This window comes from Streptomyces sp. NPDC020898 (assembly GCF_044333925.1).
Lineage (GTDB): Bacteria > Actinomycetota > Actinomycetes > Streptomycetales > Streptomycetaceae > Streptomyces.
The window spans coordinates 1-16575 of record NZ_JBIRRV010000017.1 but is presented as its reverse complement, the minus strand read 5'-3'; the positions used below and the strand labels follow the sequence as shown (position 1 = coordinate 16575).

Here is a 16575-nt window from a genome sequence, read left to right as displayed (position 1 = left end):
GACGACCCTTGACCAGCGTCGGGGGAGCGGTGTAGACATGCCGCCATCAGATGTTTACGTAAACATAACAGCCGGTGGACCTCTCGTGGGGTTCCTGCGGGGACGGATGTTTACGTAAACATCGGGGCGGCGGCGGACCAGCGCCGGTTCCGAGACGGACGAGCGAGGCACGACACATGACGACCCTAGAACCGCCGGTGGCCGCTAAGCGCGCCCCGGCCCCGCCCGCGGCGAAGAGGGACCGCCGCTCATGGACGGGATGGGGGTTCATAGGCCCGTTCGTGGCGGTGTTCGCCCTCGTCTTCCTGGCACCCATCGCGTACTCGATCTACCTCAGTCTCTTCAGGGACCAGCTGATCGGCGGCACGCAGTTCGTCGGGCTGGACAACTACCAGCAGGCTCTGGAGGACGACCACTTCTGGGACTCCCTGATACGGGTGTCGCTGTTCCTGGTCGTCCAGGTGCCGATCATGCTGGGCATCGCCCTGCTGATCGCCCTCGCCCTGGACAGCGGCCGTCTGTTCGGCAAGGACTTCTTCCGCATCGCGATCTTCCTGCCGTACGCGGTGCCCTCCGTGGTCGCCACCCTGATGTGGGGCTTCATGTACGGCACCAAGTACGGGCTGGTGGGTGACATCAACAGCGCGTTCGGCGTCACCCTGCCCGACCCGCTCTCCACCGACCTGGTCCTGGCGTCGATCGGCAACATCGTCACCTGGGAGTTCATCGGCTACAACATGCTGATCTTCTACTCCGCGCTGCGGGTCATCCCGCTCTCGCTCTACGAGGCCGCGGAGATCGACGGCGCCGGGCAGTTCCGCGTCATCACCGCCATCAAGCTCCCGGCGATCCGCGGCGCCCTCGTCATCGCGACGATCTTCTCGATCATCGGCAGCTTCCAGCTCTTCAACGAGCCGGCCGTCCTGCGGCTGATCGCGCGCAACGCCATCACGACCGACTTCACCCCGAACTTCTACACCTACTCGCTGTCCTTCAACGGCCAGCAGCACAACTACTCCGCGGCGGTCGCCATCATCATGGGGCTGATCACCATGGTCATCGCCTATGTCGTGCAGCTCCGCGGCATGCGCAAGGGAGCGTGAAGCATGAGCAGCTCCGTCACCACCACCTCCCCGGACGCAACCGCACAGGCCACCGGCGGCTCGAAGGGCGCACCCCGGCTGCGTACCCGCCGTAAGCACTCCCCCGGCCGGCCCAAGCGCAGCATCCTGCTGACCGTGCTCACCGGCCTGATCCTGGTCTACACGGTCGTGCCACTGATCTGGCTGGTCATCAGCGCCACCAAGACCCAGACCGGGCTGGCCAATTCGTCCGGAATGTGGTTCAGCAGCGACTTCGCCCTCTGGCAGAACATCCACGACACGTTCACGTACCACGACGGCATCTTCGTCCGCTGGCTGCTGAACACCCTGCTGTACGTCGTGCTCGGTGCCGGCGGCGCCACCCTGCTGGCGATCCTCGGCGGCTACGCGCTGGCGAAGTTCACCTTCCCCGGCAAGCGTGCCGTGTTCGCGGCGGTCATCGGTGCCGTCGCCGTCCCCGGCACGGCCCTGGCGGTGCCCACCTTCCTGATGTTCAGCAAGATGGGCCTCACCGACACCCCGTGGGCGGTGATCATCCCCTCGCTCGTGTCGCCCTTCGGTCTGTATCTGATGTGGGTCTTCGCGACCGAGGCCATTCCCACCGAACTGATGGAGGCGGCCCGCATCGACGGAGCGGGCGAGGTGCGCACCTTCTTCCAGGTCGCCATGCCCCTGCTCGCCCCCGGCACTGTGACCGTCCTGCTGTTCACCACGGTCGCGACCTGGAACAACTACTTCCTGCCGCTGATCATGCTCAAGGACTCGAACTGGTACCCGCTGACCCTGGGACTGGACGCCTGGAACAACCAGGCCCAGACGATCGGCGGCGACGTCGTCACCAACCTGGTGATCACCGGTTCGCTGCTCACCATCATCCCGCTGATCGCCGCGTTCCTGCTGCTGCAGAAGTACTGGCAGTCCGGCCTCGCCGCCGGAAGTGTCAAGGAGTAACCCCACCCTCAAGCCCCACACCCCCCTCGGCTTCACCGCATTCACCCTCACCCCGTCCCACCCACGAAGAAGTGGAAGCACCTCGATGCGTAGAACCACCGGCCGCCTGATGCGCGGCATAACCCTGCTCTCCGTCCTCGCCCTCGGCGCGACCGCCTGCGGCAGCTCCGACGACGACAGCTCGGACCAGAAGGCCGTCTCCGCCGCGGACATCCAGGCGGCCCTCAAGAAGGGCGGCACGGTCGATGTCTGGGCCTGGGAGCCCACGCTGAAGTCGGTCGCGGCCAACTTCCAGAAGAAGTACCCCAAGGTCAAGATCAACCTGTTGGCCGAACGGTCCGGCGACAAGCACTACACGGCTCTGTCGAACGCCATCTCGGCCAAGAAGGGCGTCCCCGACGTCGCGCAGGTCGAGTACTTCGCGCTGAGCCAGTACTCCCTCACCAAGGGCCTGACCGACCTGGCCCCCTACGGTGCCGACAAGCTCAAGGCCCAGTACACCCCCGGCCCGTGGAACGCCGTGAGCGACGGTGACGCCGTCTACGGCCTGCCGATGGACTCCGGCCCCATGGCGATGTTCTACAACAAGAAGGTCTTCGACAAGCACAAGGTCGCCGTCCCGACCACCTGGGACGAGTACGTCGACGCGGCCGCCAAGCTGCACAAGGCCGACCCCAAGGTCTACATCGCCAACGACGCCGGCGACGCGGGCTTCACCACCAGCATGCTGTGGCAGGCCGGTTCGCGCCCCTACAAGGTCGACGGCACCAAGGTGTCGGTCAACTTCGACGACGCGGGCGCCAAGAAGTACACGGACACCTGGCAGAAGCTGATCGACCAGAAGCTGGTCTCGCCCATCAACGGCTGGACCGACGATTGGTACAAGGGTCTGGGCGACGGCACCATCGCCACCCTGACCACCGGCGCCTGGATGCCCGCCAACTTCGTCACCGGTGTCCCGCAGGCGGCCGGTGACTGGCGCGCGGCCCCGATGCCGGCCTGGACCAAGGGCGACAAGGCGAGCGCGGAGAACGGCGGCAGCTCGCTGGCCCTTCCCGAGCTCGGCAAGAACAAGGAGCTCGCCTACGCGTTCGTCGAGTACGCGAACGCCGGTGACGGTGTGCAGACCCGCGTCGACGAGGGCGCCTTCCCGGCGACCACCGCTCAGCTCCAGGACCCGGCGTTCCTGAGCAAGAAGTTCGAGTACTTCGACGGCCAGGAGGCCAACAAGATCTTCGCCGAGTCCGCCGCCAACGTCGCGAGCGACTGGTCGTACCTGCCCTTCCAGCAGTACGCCAACTCGATCTTCAACGACACCGTCGGCAAGGCCTACGTCTCGAGCACCAAGCTCCCCGAGGCCCTGAAGACCTGGCAGGACGCGTCCATCAAGTACGGCACGGAGCAGGGCTTCACCGTCGAGTAGTAGCTCTCACGAAGTAACAGTTGGGCAGTAACAGCCGAGGAGCGGCCGGACAGCATCACCGCCGGCCGCTCCTCGTACACCCCCCGCAGCACACCGCCGACCTTTCTTGGGGACCACCATGACCTCCGCCTCCCCGTCCCGTCTCCCGTACGGGCCGGACGGTGACTCCGCGCCCCGTCTCATGTACGGCGCCGACTACAACCCCGAGCAGTGGCCCCGGGAGGTGTGGGAGGAGGACGTACGACTGATGCGCGAGGCCGGCGTCAACGTCGTCTCGGTGGGGATCTTCTCCTGGGCCCGCATCCAGCCGACCGCGGACGCGTGGGACTTCGGGTGGCTCGACGATGTCATGGACCTGCTGCACGAGGGCGGTATCAGCGTCGACCTGGCGACCGCGACCGCGTCCCCGCCGCCCTGGCTCACCACCGCGCACCCGGAGATCCTCCCGGTGACCGCCGCCGGCGAGACGGTCTGGCCGGGCGCGCGCCAGCACTGGCGCCCCACCTCGCCCGTCTTCCGTACCCATGCGCTCGGCCTGGTACGGAAGATGGCGGAACGATACGCCAACCACCCCGCCCTCGTGGCCTGGCACATCTCCAACGAGCTGGGCTGCCACAACATCTACGACTTCTCGGACGACGCGGCCCGCGCCTTCCGTGACTGGCTGCGCGCCCGGTACACCACGCTCGACGCCCTCAACCACGCCTGGGGCACGGCGTTCTGGTCCCAGCGCTACAGCGACTGGGCGCAGATCCTGCCGCCCCGGCTGGCCGGCTCGCACCCGAACCCCACCCAGCAACTGGACTTCAAGCGGTTCTCCTCGGACGCGCTGAAGGACTACCTGGTGGCGGAGCGGGACATCCTGCGCGAGTACACCCCCGAGGTTCCCATCACCACCAACTTCATGGTGATGGGCGGCACGAAGGGCATGAACTACCCCGACTGGGCGGGCGAGATCGACTTCGTCTCCAACGACCACTACGTCCACCCTGGCCCGCAGGACCGTGACGAGCTGTCCTTCTCCGCCAACCTGACCAGCGGTATCGCGGGCGGGCGCCCGTGGTTCCTCATGGAGCACTCCACCAGCGCGGTCAACTGGCAGCACGTCAACGTGGCCAAGCGGCCCGGCGAGCTGGCCCGTGACTCGCTGCTGCACGTCGCGCACGGCGCCGACGCCGTCTGCTACTTCCAGTGGCGCCAGTCGGCGGCCGGCGCCGAGAAGTACCACTCCGCGATGGTGCCGCACGCCGGCGCCGACAGCGAGGTCTTCCGCGCGGTGGCCGCCCTCGGACAGACCCTGAAGGACCTGGCACCGATCGCGGGCAGCGAGCGCGAGACGGCCCGCGTCGGCATCGTGTTCGACTGGGAGTCCTGGTGGGCGAGCGAGCAGGACTCGCACCCCACGGCCCTCCTCGACTACCGCCAGGAGGGGCTGAACTGGTACTCGGCGCTCCTCTCCCTCGGCATCCGCGCCGACGTCGTCACGACCCGCACCGAGTTCAGCCGTTACGACGTGCTGATCACCCCGGTCCTGCACATGGTCCCGGCGACACTCGCCAAGGACCTGACGCGGTACGCCGAGACGGGCGGCCACCTGGTCACCACGTACTTCTCCGGAGTCGTCGACGAGAACGACCACATCTGGCTCGGCGGCTACCCGGGCGCCCTGCGCGACCTGCTCGGCATCCGCGTCGAGGAGTTCGGCCCGCTGCTCGACGGCGAGTCCGTCGAGGTCGACGGCGGCGGTACGGGCACGGTGTGGACCGACCGGGTCGAGGTGACCGACCCCGAGGTCGAGGTCCTCGCCCACTACCGCACGGGTGCCTACGCGGGCCGGCCCGCGGTCACCCGCCGTACGACGGGCGGCGGTTCGGCGTCGTACGTCTCCACGCGCCTGGGCACCGACGGCCTCGCGGCACTGCTGCCGACGCTGCTCGCGACGGCCGGTGTCGACAGCGAGCTGCCCGAACCGGCCCGTGGGCGCATCGAGTTGACCGTACGGCAGGGCGGCGGAAGCCGCTTCCTGTTCCTGGTGAACCGGACCGAGGAGACGGTGCCACTGCCGGGCCTCGACGGCGAGCGGCTGTACGGCGGTTCGGATGCCGACGGCGTCCTCGTCCTCGCGCCGAGGGAGGTCGCCGTGCTGCGCCGACCCGCCCTCTGACCTCCGCTGAACTTCCCTGAACTCCCCTGATCCAAGGGGCACACCGTCGTGCCCCGTCTCCGTACGCACCGCGTACGGTGCGGGCACGGCGGTCCACCGCAGCGACCACATCTGAGTTGGGAGCACACGTTGGCACGCCGTACCCGCACACGACGCCTTCTGGGAGTCGTCGGCATCACCGCTCTGGCCACTTCGGCCGCCCTGGTCTCCGCGCCCTCGCCGGACGCGCAGGCGGCGGTCGAGGCAGCGGCCTCGTCCGTCACCGTCACCCCCGATCCCTCGTACAGCCAGGACAAATTCGAGGGCTGGGGCACCAGTCTCGTCTGGTTCGCGAACGCGACCGGCGACTATCCCCCGGCGGTCCGCGAGAAGCTCGCGAAGCTGCTGTTCGGCAACGACGGGCTGGCGCTGAACATCGCCCGCTACAACATCGGCGGCGGCAACGCCCCCGACGTGAAGGACTACCTGCGGGCCGGCGGGGCCGTCGAGGGCTGGTGGAAGGCACCAGCGGGCACCACCCGCGAGGACACCGACTGGTGGAGCGCCGACGAAGCGGCCGACTGGAACCCGAACGCGGACCAGACCCAGCGCTGGTGGGTGGACCGCATCAAGAAGGACATCACCCACTGGGAGACGTTCAGCAACTCCCCGCCGTGGTTCATGACGGAGAGCGGCTATGTCTCCGGCGGCTTCAACGCCAACACCGACCAGCTGAAGGCCGATTCGGTCGACGACTTCGCCGCGTACGTGGCGGGGGCGACGAAGCGGCTGGAGAAGGCCGAGGGCATCAAGGTCGACACCGTCGACCCGTTCAACGAGCCCAACACCGGCTACTGGGGCACCCGTCTGGGCGCGGACGGCCAGCCCGTCGGCGGCCGCCAGGAGGGCGCTCACATCGGCCCCGCGCTCCAGGAGAAGGTCCTCGCCGCACTTGCCCCCGCGCTGAAGAAGGCCAAGGTCAAGGCCGAGATCTCGGCGATGGACGAGACCAACCCGTCCATCTTCGCGACGAACTGGAACTCCTACTCGCAGGCCTCCAAGGACCTCGTCGACCAGCTGAACGTCCACACCTACGGCACCGGGCAGCGCACCACCGCGCGCGACCTCGCCAAGGCGGCCGACAAGCCGCTGTGGATGAGCGAGGTCGAGGGCGACTGGGGCGATGGCCAGAGCTTCACGGACATGCGTCCGGGTCTCGGACTCGCCCAGCAGATCGTCAACGACCTGCGTGAACTGGAGCCCCAGGCCTGGGTGTTCTGGCAGCCGGTCGAGGACTACGACAACATGAAGCCCGGCGGCGAGTCCGCCAAGGGCGGCAACTGGGGCAGCATCCAGCTGTCGTTCAGCTGCAAGTCCACGGACACGCTGGCGTCGTGCCCGATCTACACGAACACCAAGTTCGACACCGCCCGCAACTTCACGCACTTCATCAAGCCGGGCGACAAGCTGATCAAGGTGGACGACACCTCCAGCGCCGCCGCCGTGACCAAGGACGGCAAGGGCGCCTCGCTCGTCCACGTCAACTCCACCACCGCGGCACGTGACGTCACCATCGACCTGTCCAAGTTCCGCACCGTCAAGGGCAACGCGACCGTCACGCCGACCGTGACCAGCCCCGACGGCAAGCTCCAGAAGCAGGCCCCGGTCAAGGTCGTCGACGGCAAGGCGACGTACACCGTCCCCGCGCAGTCCGTGACCTCCTTCGCCGTCAAGGGCGTCTCGGGTGTCGCGAAGAACGCCGGCCTGTTCAGCAAGGGGCACTCCTACACGCTGACCGGTGTGCAGAGCGGCAAGGCCATGACGGTCGCCGCCAACGGCACGAACCTGGTCCTCGGTTCGGCCAACGGCACGGTCGCGCAGGAGTGGCAGCTGGACGCGCGGCACGGCGACAAGGGCGCCCGCCAGCGGTACGTGTTCGCCAACCCGGCCGAGGGCAAGCGCCTGGCCGTCCGCGACAACGTGCCGGTGGTGGAGCCCGACACGGGCGAGCGGGACCCGGCCACCGAGTGGATCATGTCGACCACCGGTGACGGGACGTGGACCCTGGTCAACTGGGCCACCGGCCGCCTCCTGGAGGTCGGCGGCCAGGCCACGAACGAAGGCGCCGCCGTCACGACGTGGACGCCCAACTCCGGCTCGAACCAGCGCTGGAGGGTCGCGGACGTGACCGACCGGAGCTGACCCGGCAGTCGTTTCCCGACGGCCGCCTCTCCGTGACCCCCGGTCACGGAGAGGCGGCCTTCCGCATGTCCGGGGCGGACCGCAACCCTCTCGCAACCTCGTCCGGAGTTCACTGAGACGATGGAGATGCCCGAGGAGAGCGCGCGCGTCGAACTGACCCCGGCCGCCGCCGAACTGCTGCGGCGGTTGCGCGCGGCGCACGGCCCGCTGATGTTCCACCAGTCCGGCGGCTGCTGCGACGGCAGCGCGCCCATGTGCTACCCGGAGGGCGAGTTCCGGACCGGCGGCTCCGACGTACTGCTCGCGGAACTCACGGTCGACGGTGTCGACGAACCGGTGAACTTCTGGATCTCACGCAGCCAGCACGAGGTCTGGAGCCACACCCGCCTCATCGTGGACGTCGTACCGGGCCGCGGCAGCGGCTTCTCCCTGGAGGCACCCGAAGGAGTGCGTTTCCTCATCCGTTCCCGTGTAGTCAACGCCTGAGCGGTCCTGGTGAAGTCGGGTGCGCAACCCGCGCCCCAAAGGGGCGCGGGGCTGTATCGATGTGCGGCTCCGCCGCGGGGCGCGACCAGCACCCACCGGCCCGCGGCAAACGAACCGCATATCCCGCGGAGCGCTTAGCTTCCGTGAGCCCCCTGCTGCGGCTCATCGTCATCTGGTGCGCTCCCCCGGCGCCCTGGGACAGTTGACGGGACATCAGGGGGGTCTGAATGCGGCGAAGCGGACGGTTCAGAGCGGGCAGAACGGCGATATCGGCAGTCGCGGCACTCGGAACGCTGGCCGGCGCGGCCCTGACAGGGGCGGCACCGGCCGGCGCCGCGCCCGGAGCCATACAGATCTCACCGGGTGTGCGCTATGCGCACTTCGACATCAGGGCGGCCAAGGGGGTGACCCACGCGCATTTGCTGAGCGTCGATCTCAGCAACGCGCGGGTCCGGGTCAACCTCCTCCACCCGGGAGCGGTGGCGGCACGCGCCGCCGTCTCCAGGCTGGCCAACGCCAAGGGCGCCGTCGCTGCCGTCAACGGCGACTTCTTCAACATCAGCGAGATCCAGCATCCCGGGGTCGCGGTCACGGGCGCGTCCGTGGGCCCGGCGATCGCGAGCGGCGCGGTGCTCAAGGCGGCGGTGCCGAACGGCCAGCGCTTCGGTCCCGCCATGCCGGCCGGCATCACCACGACGGCCGTCCTCGGGGTGGGCACCGACAGGAAGGCCCGGTTGGACAACCTCGCCCTGTCGGGCACCGTCGGCACACCCTCGGGGCGGTTCGCGCTCGGCGGACTCAACCAGTACGCGCTGCCGGTGGGCTCCGTCGGCGCGTTCACCCCGGTCTGGGGCAGCGTCTCCCGGGCGCGGGCCGTGTGCGGCACGGACACCGACCGGGGCGCGCCGTGCAGTACGGACACCTACGAGGTGACGGTGCGGCGCGGCAAGGTCGTACGGCTGTCGGACTCCCCCGGCGCCGGTGCCATCGTCGCCGACACCACCGTCCTCCTGGGGCGGGAGGCGGGCGCCCAGCAGTTGCGGAAGCTGTGGGTCGGCGCGAAGGTCACGGTCAAGCACCGTCTGGTGGCGGCCGCGAGCCGCGTCCCGTACCGCTTCGCCCTCGGCGGATACCCGGTACTCAGAGGCGGCCGGCCGCTGACCGGCCTCGACACCAACACCTCCGCGGTGCGCACCGCCGTCGGCATCGCCAACGGCGGGCGCAAGCTGCTGCTGCTCGCCGTGGACGGTGCGCCCAAGTACCGCAGCGGGCTGACGGTCGCCGAAGTCGCCGTCGCCATGCGGAAGTTGGGCTCAGTGGATGCCTTCAGCCTGGACGGCGGCGGCTCCACGACCTTCGTCGCCAGAGCACCCGGGTCGGGGGCCGCCACCGTACGCAACCATCCGACCGGCGGCGCCGAACGGCTCGTCCCGAACGCCATCGGAGTGTTCCTGACGTCGTAGCGCATCCAGGACCACGGGCTCAGGGCTTCAGGCTGCTCACGATGTCCGCCGTCGCCGTGAGCCCGCTGTGGATGGTCGGCGCCACGCTCGTGCTCGCCAGATAGAAGCCGAGCAGGATACAGACCACGGCATGGGTGAGCTTCAGCGCGCCGTTGCGCAGGAAGACCACCGCCAGGATCAGGAGCAGTACCACCACAGAGATGGAAATGGCCATCGTCAACCTCCTCCGCCACGCCCGCTTCGCGGCTTTCGGCCGTAAGTGTGGCGTAGTGGAGGGTTCGTCCGGGCGGCTTACGTGTCCGCCGAACGTGTGGTCTCTCGTGACGTCTACGGCGTCCCGTGGGCGTCGAGGAACGCTTCGAGCCCTGCCAGGTCGTCCGTGTTGAGGTAGTCGACGCCGGCGGCGAGGAGTTCACCCCACAGCGCGTCCCGGGCGGGCCCCGCCACATCGGGCGTGGCCCAGAACCGCACCTGCTGCCCACGCGCGTGGGCCGCCGAGACGATGCCGCGCAGCTTGGCGCGCTCGGGGTCCGGGAACGTGCCGACGCCCCGCCAGGTGAAGTTGAGCGTCCAGTTGTCGGAGATCAGCGGGACGAAGGAGGCGGGGGCCGAGCTGCCGAGGTCGGCGAGGCGCCCGTCGTAGAAGGCCCGCCGCACGCTCTGCGCCTCCATGGGCAGCCGGGCGGCACGGTCGCCGGAGATCACGGCGGTGACCGGGCCGGGGTGGACGCGGCCATGGGCGTACGTCGTGAACAGGTGCCGGTAGCGGCGGAGATGGCGGTCGAGTTCCAGATAGGTCGACGAGCCCTCGGTCTTGATGTCGACGAGAAGCTGGAAGGAGCGGCGGTAACCCCGGTACACGGAACCGTGGTTGGCCTTCACCCGGGCGGCGAGGGTGTCGAGGTAGAGGGATTCGAGGGTCCGGGCCGGGTCGAGGTCCGCCGGGTCGTGGGCGACGAGGAGCTGGGCGCCGACGAGGTAGATGTCAGCCTCGACGCTGCCGAAGCGGTGGTCGAGGGCGTCGAGGAGGGGCCGGGGGTGTTCGTAGTCGTTGTGGGCGTGAGCGCGCCACAACGGGCGCGGGCCGTACGTCGGTTCGCCCGCGACAGCGCGTGCGGCGGGCAGGGCGACGGTGCCCGCGAGGGCCGCGCCGAAGGCGGTGAGGGCTCTGCGACGGGTGGTGAGGGCCATGCGCTGCCTCCCTGGCTGGAGTTCACGTGGGGCTGACTCTGGAGCTGGCCGAGGTACGGAGCCACCGCGAGTATGAGGGGCGGATGGGCCCAGCAGCAGGGCCCGGCACGGGTGTTGGCCGGACTGCCGCTGTGTGTTCATTGGTGCCGCTGTGCGTTCATTTCGTCCGCGCCGCGCACACGAAAAAGCCCGCCCCTCGGTGAATTCCAGGGGGCGGGCTTTCGCAGCCGTACGCGGGGCGGGTACGTCAGGGGGCGCGCAGGTCGATCAGTTCGGCGAGGGCGGAGCGGTGGCCGCCGGAGGTGCCGTACGCGATCGAGTCGGCCTTGGCGCGCTTGAGGCAGAGGTGGGCCGGGTGCTCCCAGGTCATACCGATGCCGCCGTGCAGCTGGAGCGCCTCCTCGGCGGCGCGGACGGCGACGGGGGCGGCGTAGGACTGGGCGACGGCGACCGCGACGTCGGTGTCCGCGCCGCCGGTGGCGAGGGCGTCCGCCGCGCCCCGGGCAGCCGCGCGCAGGCTGACGACCTCCAGCCAGAGCTGGGCCAGCCGGTGCTTGATCGACTGGAAGCCGCCGACGGGCCGGTTGAACTGCTTACGGTCCTTCAGATAGCGCACGGTCTCGGTCAACGCCCATTCGGCCAGCCCGAGTTGCTCAGCGGCGAGCAGCCCGGCCCCGGCCCGCAGGGCACGTCGTACGGCGGGTTCGGCGTCGCCGAGCAGCCGGGCCGACGCTCCGTCGAAGGTGACCGTGGCGAGGGGCCGGGTGAGGTCGAGGGAGACCTGCGGGGTGATGGTGACGGCATCGGCGTCGGCGGACACCGCGTACAGCCCGCCGTCGTCGGCCGGCACCAGCAGCACGTCGGCAGCCGTCGCGTCCGCGATGCCGGTCAACTCGCCGTGCAGCAGGCCCCCTTCGTGCGGGACGACCTTGTAGGCGCCACCGGGAGCCACGTTCAGCGCGACGGCGAGGGCACCGATCTGCCGCCCGGAGGACAGCGCGGTGAGCAGCTCGCCCGCCGCGTCACCCGTACAGGCCAGCAGTGCCTCCGTGGCGACGACGGCACTCGTGAGGTACGGAACGGGTGCGACGGCGCGCCCCAACTCCTCCAGCACGACGGCGGCTTCGCGGTGCGAGGCACCCTGGCCGCCCTGCTCCTCGGGGACGAGGAGACCGGCGAGGCCCATGCCCTCGGCGAGGGACTTCCACAGGGAGAGGTCGTGCGGGGCGTCCGTCTCCATGCGGGTGATCACGCCGGCCGGGTCGCAGTGGTCGGTGAGCAGATCCCGGACGGCGGCGCGCAGCGCCTCTTCCTCCTCCGAGTACAAAAGGTCAGTCATCGGGCGAGGTCCTTCCAGGCGACGTCCTTGTCGGTGCGCGGTTCGCTGGGCAGGCCCAGGACGCGTTCGGCGACGATGTTCAGCAGGATCTCGCTGGTCCCGCCCTCGATGCTGTTGCCCTTGGAGCGGAGGTAGCGGTAACCGGCGTCACGCCCGACGAAGTCCACCAGCTCGGGCCTGCGCATGGTCCAGTCCTCGTACAACAGGCCTTCCTCGCCGAGGAGTTCGACCTCCAGGCCGCTGATCTCCTGGTTGAGGCGGGCGAAGGAGAGCTTCATGCCCGCGCCTTCGGGGCCGGGCTGGCCGGCGACGAGCTGCTGACGCAGGCGCTCGCCGGCGAGCCGCGCGACCTCGGCCTCGACCCACAGTTTGAGCAGCCGCTGATGCAGGTCGTGGGTGCGCAGTTCCGGGCGCTCGCGCCAGGTCTTCGCGACCGGGCCGATCATGCCCCCCTCGCGGGGCAGCCGCATGCCCCCGATGGCCACGCGCTCGTTGTTCAGCGTCATCTGCGCGACCCGCCAGCCGTCGCCGACCTCGCCGAGCCGATGGGCGTCCGGGATACGGACGTCGGTCAGGAACACCTCGTTGAACTCGGCCTCACCGGTGACCTGCCGCAGCGGCCGTACGTCGACACCCGGGTCGGTCATGTCGCAGACGAAGTACGTGATCCCCTTGTGCTTGGGCACATCCGGATCGGTCCGCGCGATGAGGATCGCCCACCGGGCGAGATGGGCGCTGGACGTCCACACCTTCTGCCCGTTGACGACCCAGCCGTCCCCGGACCGGACGGCCCGAGTACCCAGCGCGGCAAGGTCGGACCCGGCCCCCGGCTCGGAGAACAGCTGGCACCAGACCTCCTCCCCCACCCACAACGGCCGCAGGAAACGCCGCTTCTGCTCCTCCGTACCGAAGCCGAGGATGGTGGGCGCGGCCATGCCCAGCCCGATGCCGATGCGCCGCGGGTCGTTGCCGGGAGCCCCGGCGGCCTCCAACTCGGCGTCCACGACGGCCTGGAGGGTGCGCGGGGCGCCGAGCCCGCCCAGCCCCTCCGGGTAGTGCACCCAGGCGAGTCCGGCGTCGAAGCGGGCCTTGAGGAAATCGAGCCGGTCGGTGGTGGCGGGCGGATGCGCGGCCAGCAACTCCCGGGTCAGGCGCGTGAGTTCAGCGGCGTCGGTCATGCGGCGGCTCCGTTCTCCGGTGAGGTCTCCGCCGAGGGCAGCACGGCGACCCGGCCGGTGGTGACCCCGTCGGCGACACGCTGCACGGCGGCCGAGGCCCCGCTCAGCGGCACCCGCTCGCTCACCAGCGGCTTGATGGCGCCCCGGGCGGCCAGCTCGGTGAGCTGCTCGTGGCAGTGCTGGACCAGCTTGGGGTTCTTGGTGTTGTACAGGCCCCAGTGCAGGCCCATGATCGAGTAGTTCTTCACCAGGGCGTGGTTGAGCCCGGGGCTGGGGATGGTCCCGCTCGCGAACCCGACCACGACGATCCGCCCCTCGAAGGCGACGACCTTGGTGGACTGGGTGTAGGCGTCCCCGCCGACCGGGTCGTAGACGACGTCGGCCCCACGCCCGCCGGTGGCTTCCTTCACCGCCCCGACAACGTCCTCCGTACGCCGGTCGATGACGACGTCGCAGCCCAACTCCCGCGCCACGGAGACCTTTTCGGCCCCGCCGACCACCCCGATGACGGTGGCCCCGGCGGCCTTCCCGAGCTGTACGGCGGCGCTGCCGACCCCGCCCGCGGCGGCGTGCACGAGCAGCGTCTCGCCGGCCTCCAGAGCGGCCCGGCGGTGCAGGCCGAACCAGCCCGTCTGGTAGCCGATGAGCAGGGCGGCGGCCTCGGCGTCGTCCAGCGACTCGGGGGCGGGGAACAGGCCACGCGGGTCGGCGAGCACGTACTCGGCGAACCCGCCGTACGGCAGCACGGGATTCCCGATCACCCGGCGCCCGTCCTCGGTCTCACCGCAGATCTCCACCCCGGGGGTGAACGGCAGGGGCGGCCTGACCTGGTACTCCCCACGGCACATCAGTACGTCCGGGAAGTTGATGGTCGCGGCCCGCACCTTCAGCAGCACCTGACCGTCGCCGGGCACCGGCCGCTCCACCTCACCGAGGACCATCACCTCGCCCGGCTCACCGTTCTGGTGCACTTGCCATGCCTGCATCGGGGGCCTCCACGGGACTGCGTTCGTCTTGTTCACCGGACCGGGCTCGACCGCATACTAAGCGGTCGCTTGCAGATCAGGGAACCGTCGAGGCGAGGTCCGGAACAGTCGCGTACGTCACGACCGCGCGTCTTTCGATCGAGTCGGCCGCGCCCGTACATGCATCCGCTCCCCCTGCGGCCCGAAGAGACTCAGGAACTCCACGGGCCCGTCCCCCGCCGCCCCGAACCAGTGCGCCACCCGCGTGTCGAACTCCGCGGCCTCCCCCGACCCGAGCACCACGTCATGCTCCCCGAGCACCAGCCGCAGCCGCCCCGACAGCACGTACACCCACTCGTACCCCTCGTGCGTCCGCGGCTCGGGCTCCTCGCTGCGCCCCGGCAGGATCACCTTGTACGCCTGGAGCCCGCCGGGCTGCCGGGTGAGCGGAAGATACGTCCGCCCCCCGTGCCGGACGATCGGCTTGGCCCGTACCCGCGGATCCCCGACAGCCGGGGCCCCGACCAACTCGTCGAGCGGCACCTGATGCGCACGGGCGATCGGCAGCAGCAGCTCCAGGCTGGGCCGCCGCAGCCCGGACTCCAGCCGCGACAACGTACTGACGGAGATCCCGGTCGTGGCCGACAACCCGGCCAGGGTCGCGCCCCTCTCCTTACGAATCCGCCGCAGGCGCGGCCCGACCTCCGCGAGAACGTGGTCGGTGTCGTCGTCATTGTTGGCGTCCATGACCTCATTGCAGTTTCGGCAAAGAGGTTTGTCAATACGGCAGCGAACGAGCGACGGTCATGGTGGAGGTGGTCACCATGACCGAACAACAGAGGACCGAACAGCACAGGACCGAGACGTACGAGGTCGTCGTCATCGGAGGCGGCGCGGCCGGACTGTCGGCCGCACTGATCCTCGGCCGCGCCCGCTGCAGCACCCTCGTCATCGACGCGGGCGAGCCGCGCAACGCACCGGCGGCGCACATGCAGGGCTATCTGTCCCGCGACGGCATGCCGCCGGCCGAGTTCCTGGCGGCGGGTCGGGAGGAGATCGCGCGCTACGGGGTGGAGCTGGTCCAGGACCGGGCGGTCGATGTCACGAAGGGCGAGGACTTCGCGGTGACACTGGCGAACGGCGACCGGACGGTGCACGCGAGGCGGCTGGTCATCGCCACGGGGCTGCGGGACGAACTCCCGGCCGTACCGGGCGTCGCCGAGCGCTTCGGGCGGGACGTGATCCACTGCCCGTTCTGCCACGGCTGGGAGGTACGGGACCGGACGTTCGGCGTGCTGGCCTCGACCCCGGCGAGCGTGCACCAGGCGCTGCTGGTCACCCGGTGGTCGAAGGACGTGACCCTGTTCCTGCACACGGTCACGGAGGACGACCTGACGGACGACGACCTTCGCAAGCTCGCTGCGGCAGGCGTCGCGGTGATCCCCGGCGAGGTCGAGTCCCTGACGACGGACGCGGACCGTCTGACCGGGGTACGCCTGACGAACGGCACGACGTACGCCCGCGAGACGGTGTTCGTCGCCCCACGGCCTGTCCCCCGCAACGCCCTGTTCGAGTCGTTGGGCGCCGAACTGACGGAGACCCCGTTCGGCACGTACCCGAAGGTCGAGGCGACGGGCCTGACAACCGTGCCCGGCGTCTGGGCGGCGGGCAACGCGATCGGCTTCGGCGAGCAGGTCATCCACGCGGCGAGCGGCGGCTACCGCGCGGCGACGGCAATCGTGGCGGACCTGATGTTCGGCGCGTGAGAGGGCATTCCCAGCCCGACCGCCGTCCGGGAACAAGGCCAGTCCAGGCCCGGCTTCTCTCCCACCCACCCGCCCCCACCGCTTCTCCAGCCCAGGCGGTACCTCTCAGCGCGGGCCGGCATCTTCAGCCCGTCCGGCGTCCGGGAACAAGGCCACTCCAGGCCCGGCTTCTCTCCCACCCACCCGCCCCCACCGCTTCTCCAGCCCAGGCGGTACCTCTCAGCGCGGGCCGGCATCTTCAGCCCGTCCGGCGTCCGGGAACAAGGCCACTCCAGGCCCGGCTTCTCTCCCACCCACCCGCCCCCACCGCTTCTCCAGCCCAGGCGGTACCTCTCAGCGCGGGCCGGCATCTTCAGCCCGTCCGG

The 16575-nt window shown here is 69.9% G+C and carries 14 protein-coding genes; 8 read left to right on the top strand and 6 right to left on the bottom strand.

The annotated features are described in order from the left end of the window. The first annotated feature begins 176 nt into the window (after positions 1-176). The 7 genes from ACH4TV_RS37910 to ACH4TV_RS37880 all read left to right on the top strand — a co-directional run bounded on the left by ACH4TV_RS37910 (position 177) and on the right by ACH4TV_RS37880 (position 9771). The gene (locus tag ACH4TV_RS37910) at positions 177-1103 is read left to right on the top strand and encodes a carbohydrate ABC transporter permease (protein WP_398405862.1); all 927 of its coding nucleotides are present in this window, start codon (positions 177-179) and stop codon (positions 1101-1103) included. 3 nt (positions 1104-1106) lie between these two features. Beyond that, complete coding sequence (locus ACH4TV_RS37905; protein ID WP_398405861.1) at positions 1107-2054, top strand: carbohydrate ABC transporter permease; 948 nt, start codon at positions 1107-1109, stop codon at positions 2052-2054. Between the two features lie 85 nt (positions 2055-2139). After that, positions 2140-3477: an ABC transporter substrate-binding protein gene (locus ACH4TV_RS37900; RefSeq protein ID WP_398405860.1), complete on the top strand. Its 1338-nt coding sequence runs from the start codon at positions 2140-2142 to the stop codon at positions 3475-3477. Positions 3478-3595: 118 nt separating this feature from the next. Next, positions 3596-5641: a beta-galactosidase gene (locus ACH4TV_RS37895; RefSeq protein WP_398405859.1), complete on the top strand. Its 2046-nt coding sequence runs from the start codon at positions 3596-3598 to the stop codon at positions 5639-5641. A gap of 129 nt (positions 5642-5770) precedes the next feature. Further along, entirely contained in the window at positions 5771-7822 is a 2052-nt protein-coding gene (locus ACH4TV_RS37890) for an RICIN domain-containing protein (protein ID WP_398405858.1), read from the top strand. 126 nt (positions 7823-7948) lie between these two features. Beyond that, entirely contained in the window at positions 7949-8308 is a 360-nt protein-coding gene (locus tag ACH4TV_RS37885; protein WP_398405975.1) for a DUF779 domain-containing protein, read from the top strand. A 227-nt stretch (positions 8309-8535) separates the two neighbouring features. Next, complete coding sequence (locus ACH4TV_RS37880; protein WP_398405857.1) at positions 8536-9771, top strand: phosphodiester glycosidase family protein; 1236 nt, start codon at positions 8536-8538, stop codon at positions 9769-9771. A gap of 19 nt (positions 9772-9790) precedes the next feature. Here the strand turns inward: ACH4TV_RS37880 and ACH4TV_RS37875 are convergent, their stop codons facing one another. The 6 genes from ACH4TV_RS37875 to ACH4TV_RS37850 form a co-directional block, all read right to left on the bottom strand. Continuing rightward, positions 9791-9985 (bottom strand): hypothetical protein, encoded by a 195-nt coding sequence (locus tag ACH4TV_RS37875; protein ID WP_398405856.1) that lies wholly within the window; start codon positions 9983-9985, stop codon positions 9791-9793. A gap of 113 nt (positions 9986-10098) precedes the next feature. Further along, the gene (locus ACH4TV_RS37870; RefSeq protein ID WP_398405855.1) at positions 10099-10962 is read right to left on the bottom strand and encodes a phosphatidylinositol-specific phospholipase C/glycerophosphodiester phosphodiesterase family protein; all 864 of its coding nucleotides are present in this window, start codon (positions 10960-10962) and stop codon (positions 10099-10101) included. 247 nt (positions 10963-11209) lie between these two features. Then, entirely contained in the window at positions 11210-12301 is a 1092-nt protein-coding gene (locus ACH4TV_RS37865; RefSeq protein ID WP_398405854.1) for an acyl-CoA dehydrogenase family protein, read from the bottom strand. Further along, complete coding sequence (locus ACH4TV_RS37860; protein WP_398405853.1) at positions 12298-13479, bottom strand: acyl-CoA dehydrogenase family protein; 1182 nt, start codon at positions 13477-13479, stop codon at positions 12298-12300. Before ACH4TV_RS37860 ends, ACH4TV_RS37865 begins: the two co-directional genes overlap by 4 nt. Further along, positions 13476-14465 carry an NADPH:quinone oxidoreductase family protein gene (locus ACH4TV_RS37855; protein WP_398405852.1) on the bottom strand — a complete coding sequence of 330 codons (990 nt, stop codon included), beginning with the start codon at positions 14463-14465 and terminating at the stop codon, positions 13476-13478. The genes ACH4TV_RS37860 and ACH4TV_RS37855 overlap by 4 nt, the downstream gene beginning before the upstream one ends. Positions 14466-14582: 117 nt before the next feature. Next, the gene (locus tag ACH4TV_RS37850) at positions 14583-15191 is read right to left on the bottom strand and encodes a helix-turn-helix domain-containing protein (protein ID WP_398405851.1); all 609 of its coding nucleotides are present in this window, start codon (positions 15189-15191) and stop codon (positions 14583-14585) included. A gap of 77 nt (positions 15192-15268) precedes the next feature. Between ACH4TV_RS37850 and ACH4TV_RS37845 the strand changes: the two genes are divergently transcribed. Next, positions 15269-16210 carry an NAD(P)/FAD-dependent oxidoreductase gene (locus ACH4TV_RS37845; protein ID WP_398405850.1) on the top strand — a complete coding sequence of 314 codons (942 nt, stop codon included), beginning with the start codon at positions 15269-15271 and terminating at the stop codon, positions 16208-16210. Positions 16211-16575 lie beyond the last annotated feature (365 nt).

Coding starts and splice junctions, on each gene's coding strand:
- ACH4TV_RS37860 (WP_398405853.1), bottom strand. CDS start 13,479: ATGACCGACGCCGCTGAACTCACGCGCCTGACCCGGGAGTTGCTGGCC.
- ACH4TV_RS37850 (WP_398405851.1), bottom strand. CDS start 15,191: ATGGACGCCAACAATGACGACGACACCGACCACGTTCTCGCGGAGGTC.
- ACH4TV_RS37875 (WP_398405856.1), bottom strand. CDS start 9,985: ATGGCCATTTCCATCTCTGTGGTGGTACTGCTCCTGATCCTGGCGGTG.
- ACH4TV_RS37870 (WP_398405855.1), bottom strand. CDS start 10,962: ATGGCCCTCACCACCCGTCGCAGAGCCCTCACCGCCTTCGGCGCGGCC.
- ACH4TV_RS37910 (WP_398405862.1), top strand. CDS start 177: ATGACGACCCTAGAACCGCCGGTGGCCGCTAAGCGCGCCCCGGCCCCG.
- ACH4TV_RS37865 (WP_398405854.1), bottom strand. CDS start 12,301: ATGACTGACCTTTTGTACTCGGAGGAGGAAGAGGCGCTGCGCGCCGCC.
- ACH4TV_RS37895 (WP_398405859.1), top strand. CDS start 3,596: ATGACCTCCGCCTCCCCGTCCCGTCTCCCGTACGGGCCGGACGGTGAC.
- ACH4TV_RS37885 (WP_398405975.1), top strand. CDS start 7,949: ATGCCCGAGGAGAGCGCGCGCGTCGAACTGACCCCGGCCGCCGCCGAA.
- ACH4TV_RS37855 (WP_398405852.1), bottom strand. CDS start 14,465: ATGCAGGCATGGCAAGTGCACCAGAACGGTGAGCCGGGCGAGGTGATG.
- ACH4TV_RS37845 (WP_398405850.1), top strand. CDS start 15,269: ATGACCGAACAACAGAGGACCGAACAGCACAGGACCGAGACGTACGAG.
- ACH4TV_RS37900 (WP_398405860.1), top strand. CDS start 2,140: ATGCGTAGAACCACCGGCCGCCTGATGCGCGGCATAACCCTGCTCTCC.
- ACH4TV_RS37905 (WP_398405861.1), top strand. CDS start 1,107: ATGAGCAGCTCCGTCACCACCACCTCCCCGGACGCAACCGCACAGGCC.
- ACH4TV_RS37880 (WP_398405857.1), top strand. CDS start 8,536: ATGCGGCGAAGCGGACGGTTCAGAGCGGGCAGAACGGCGATATCGGCA.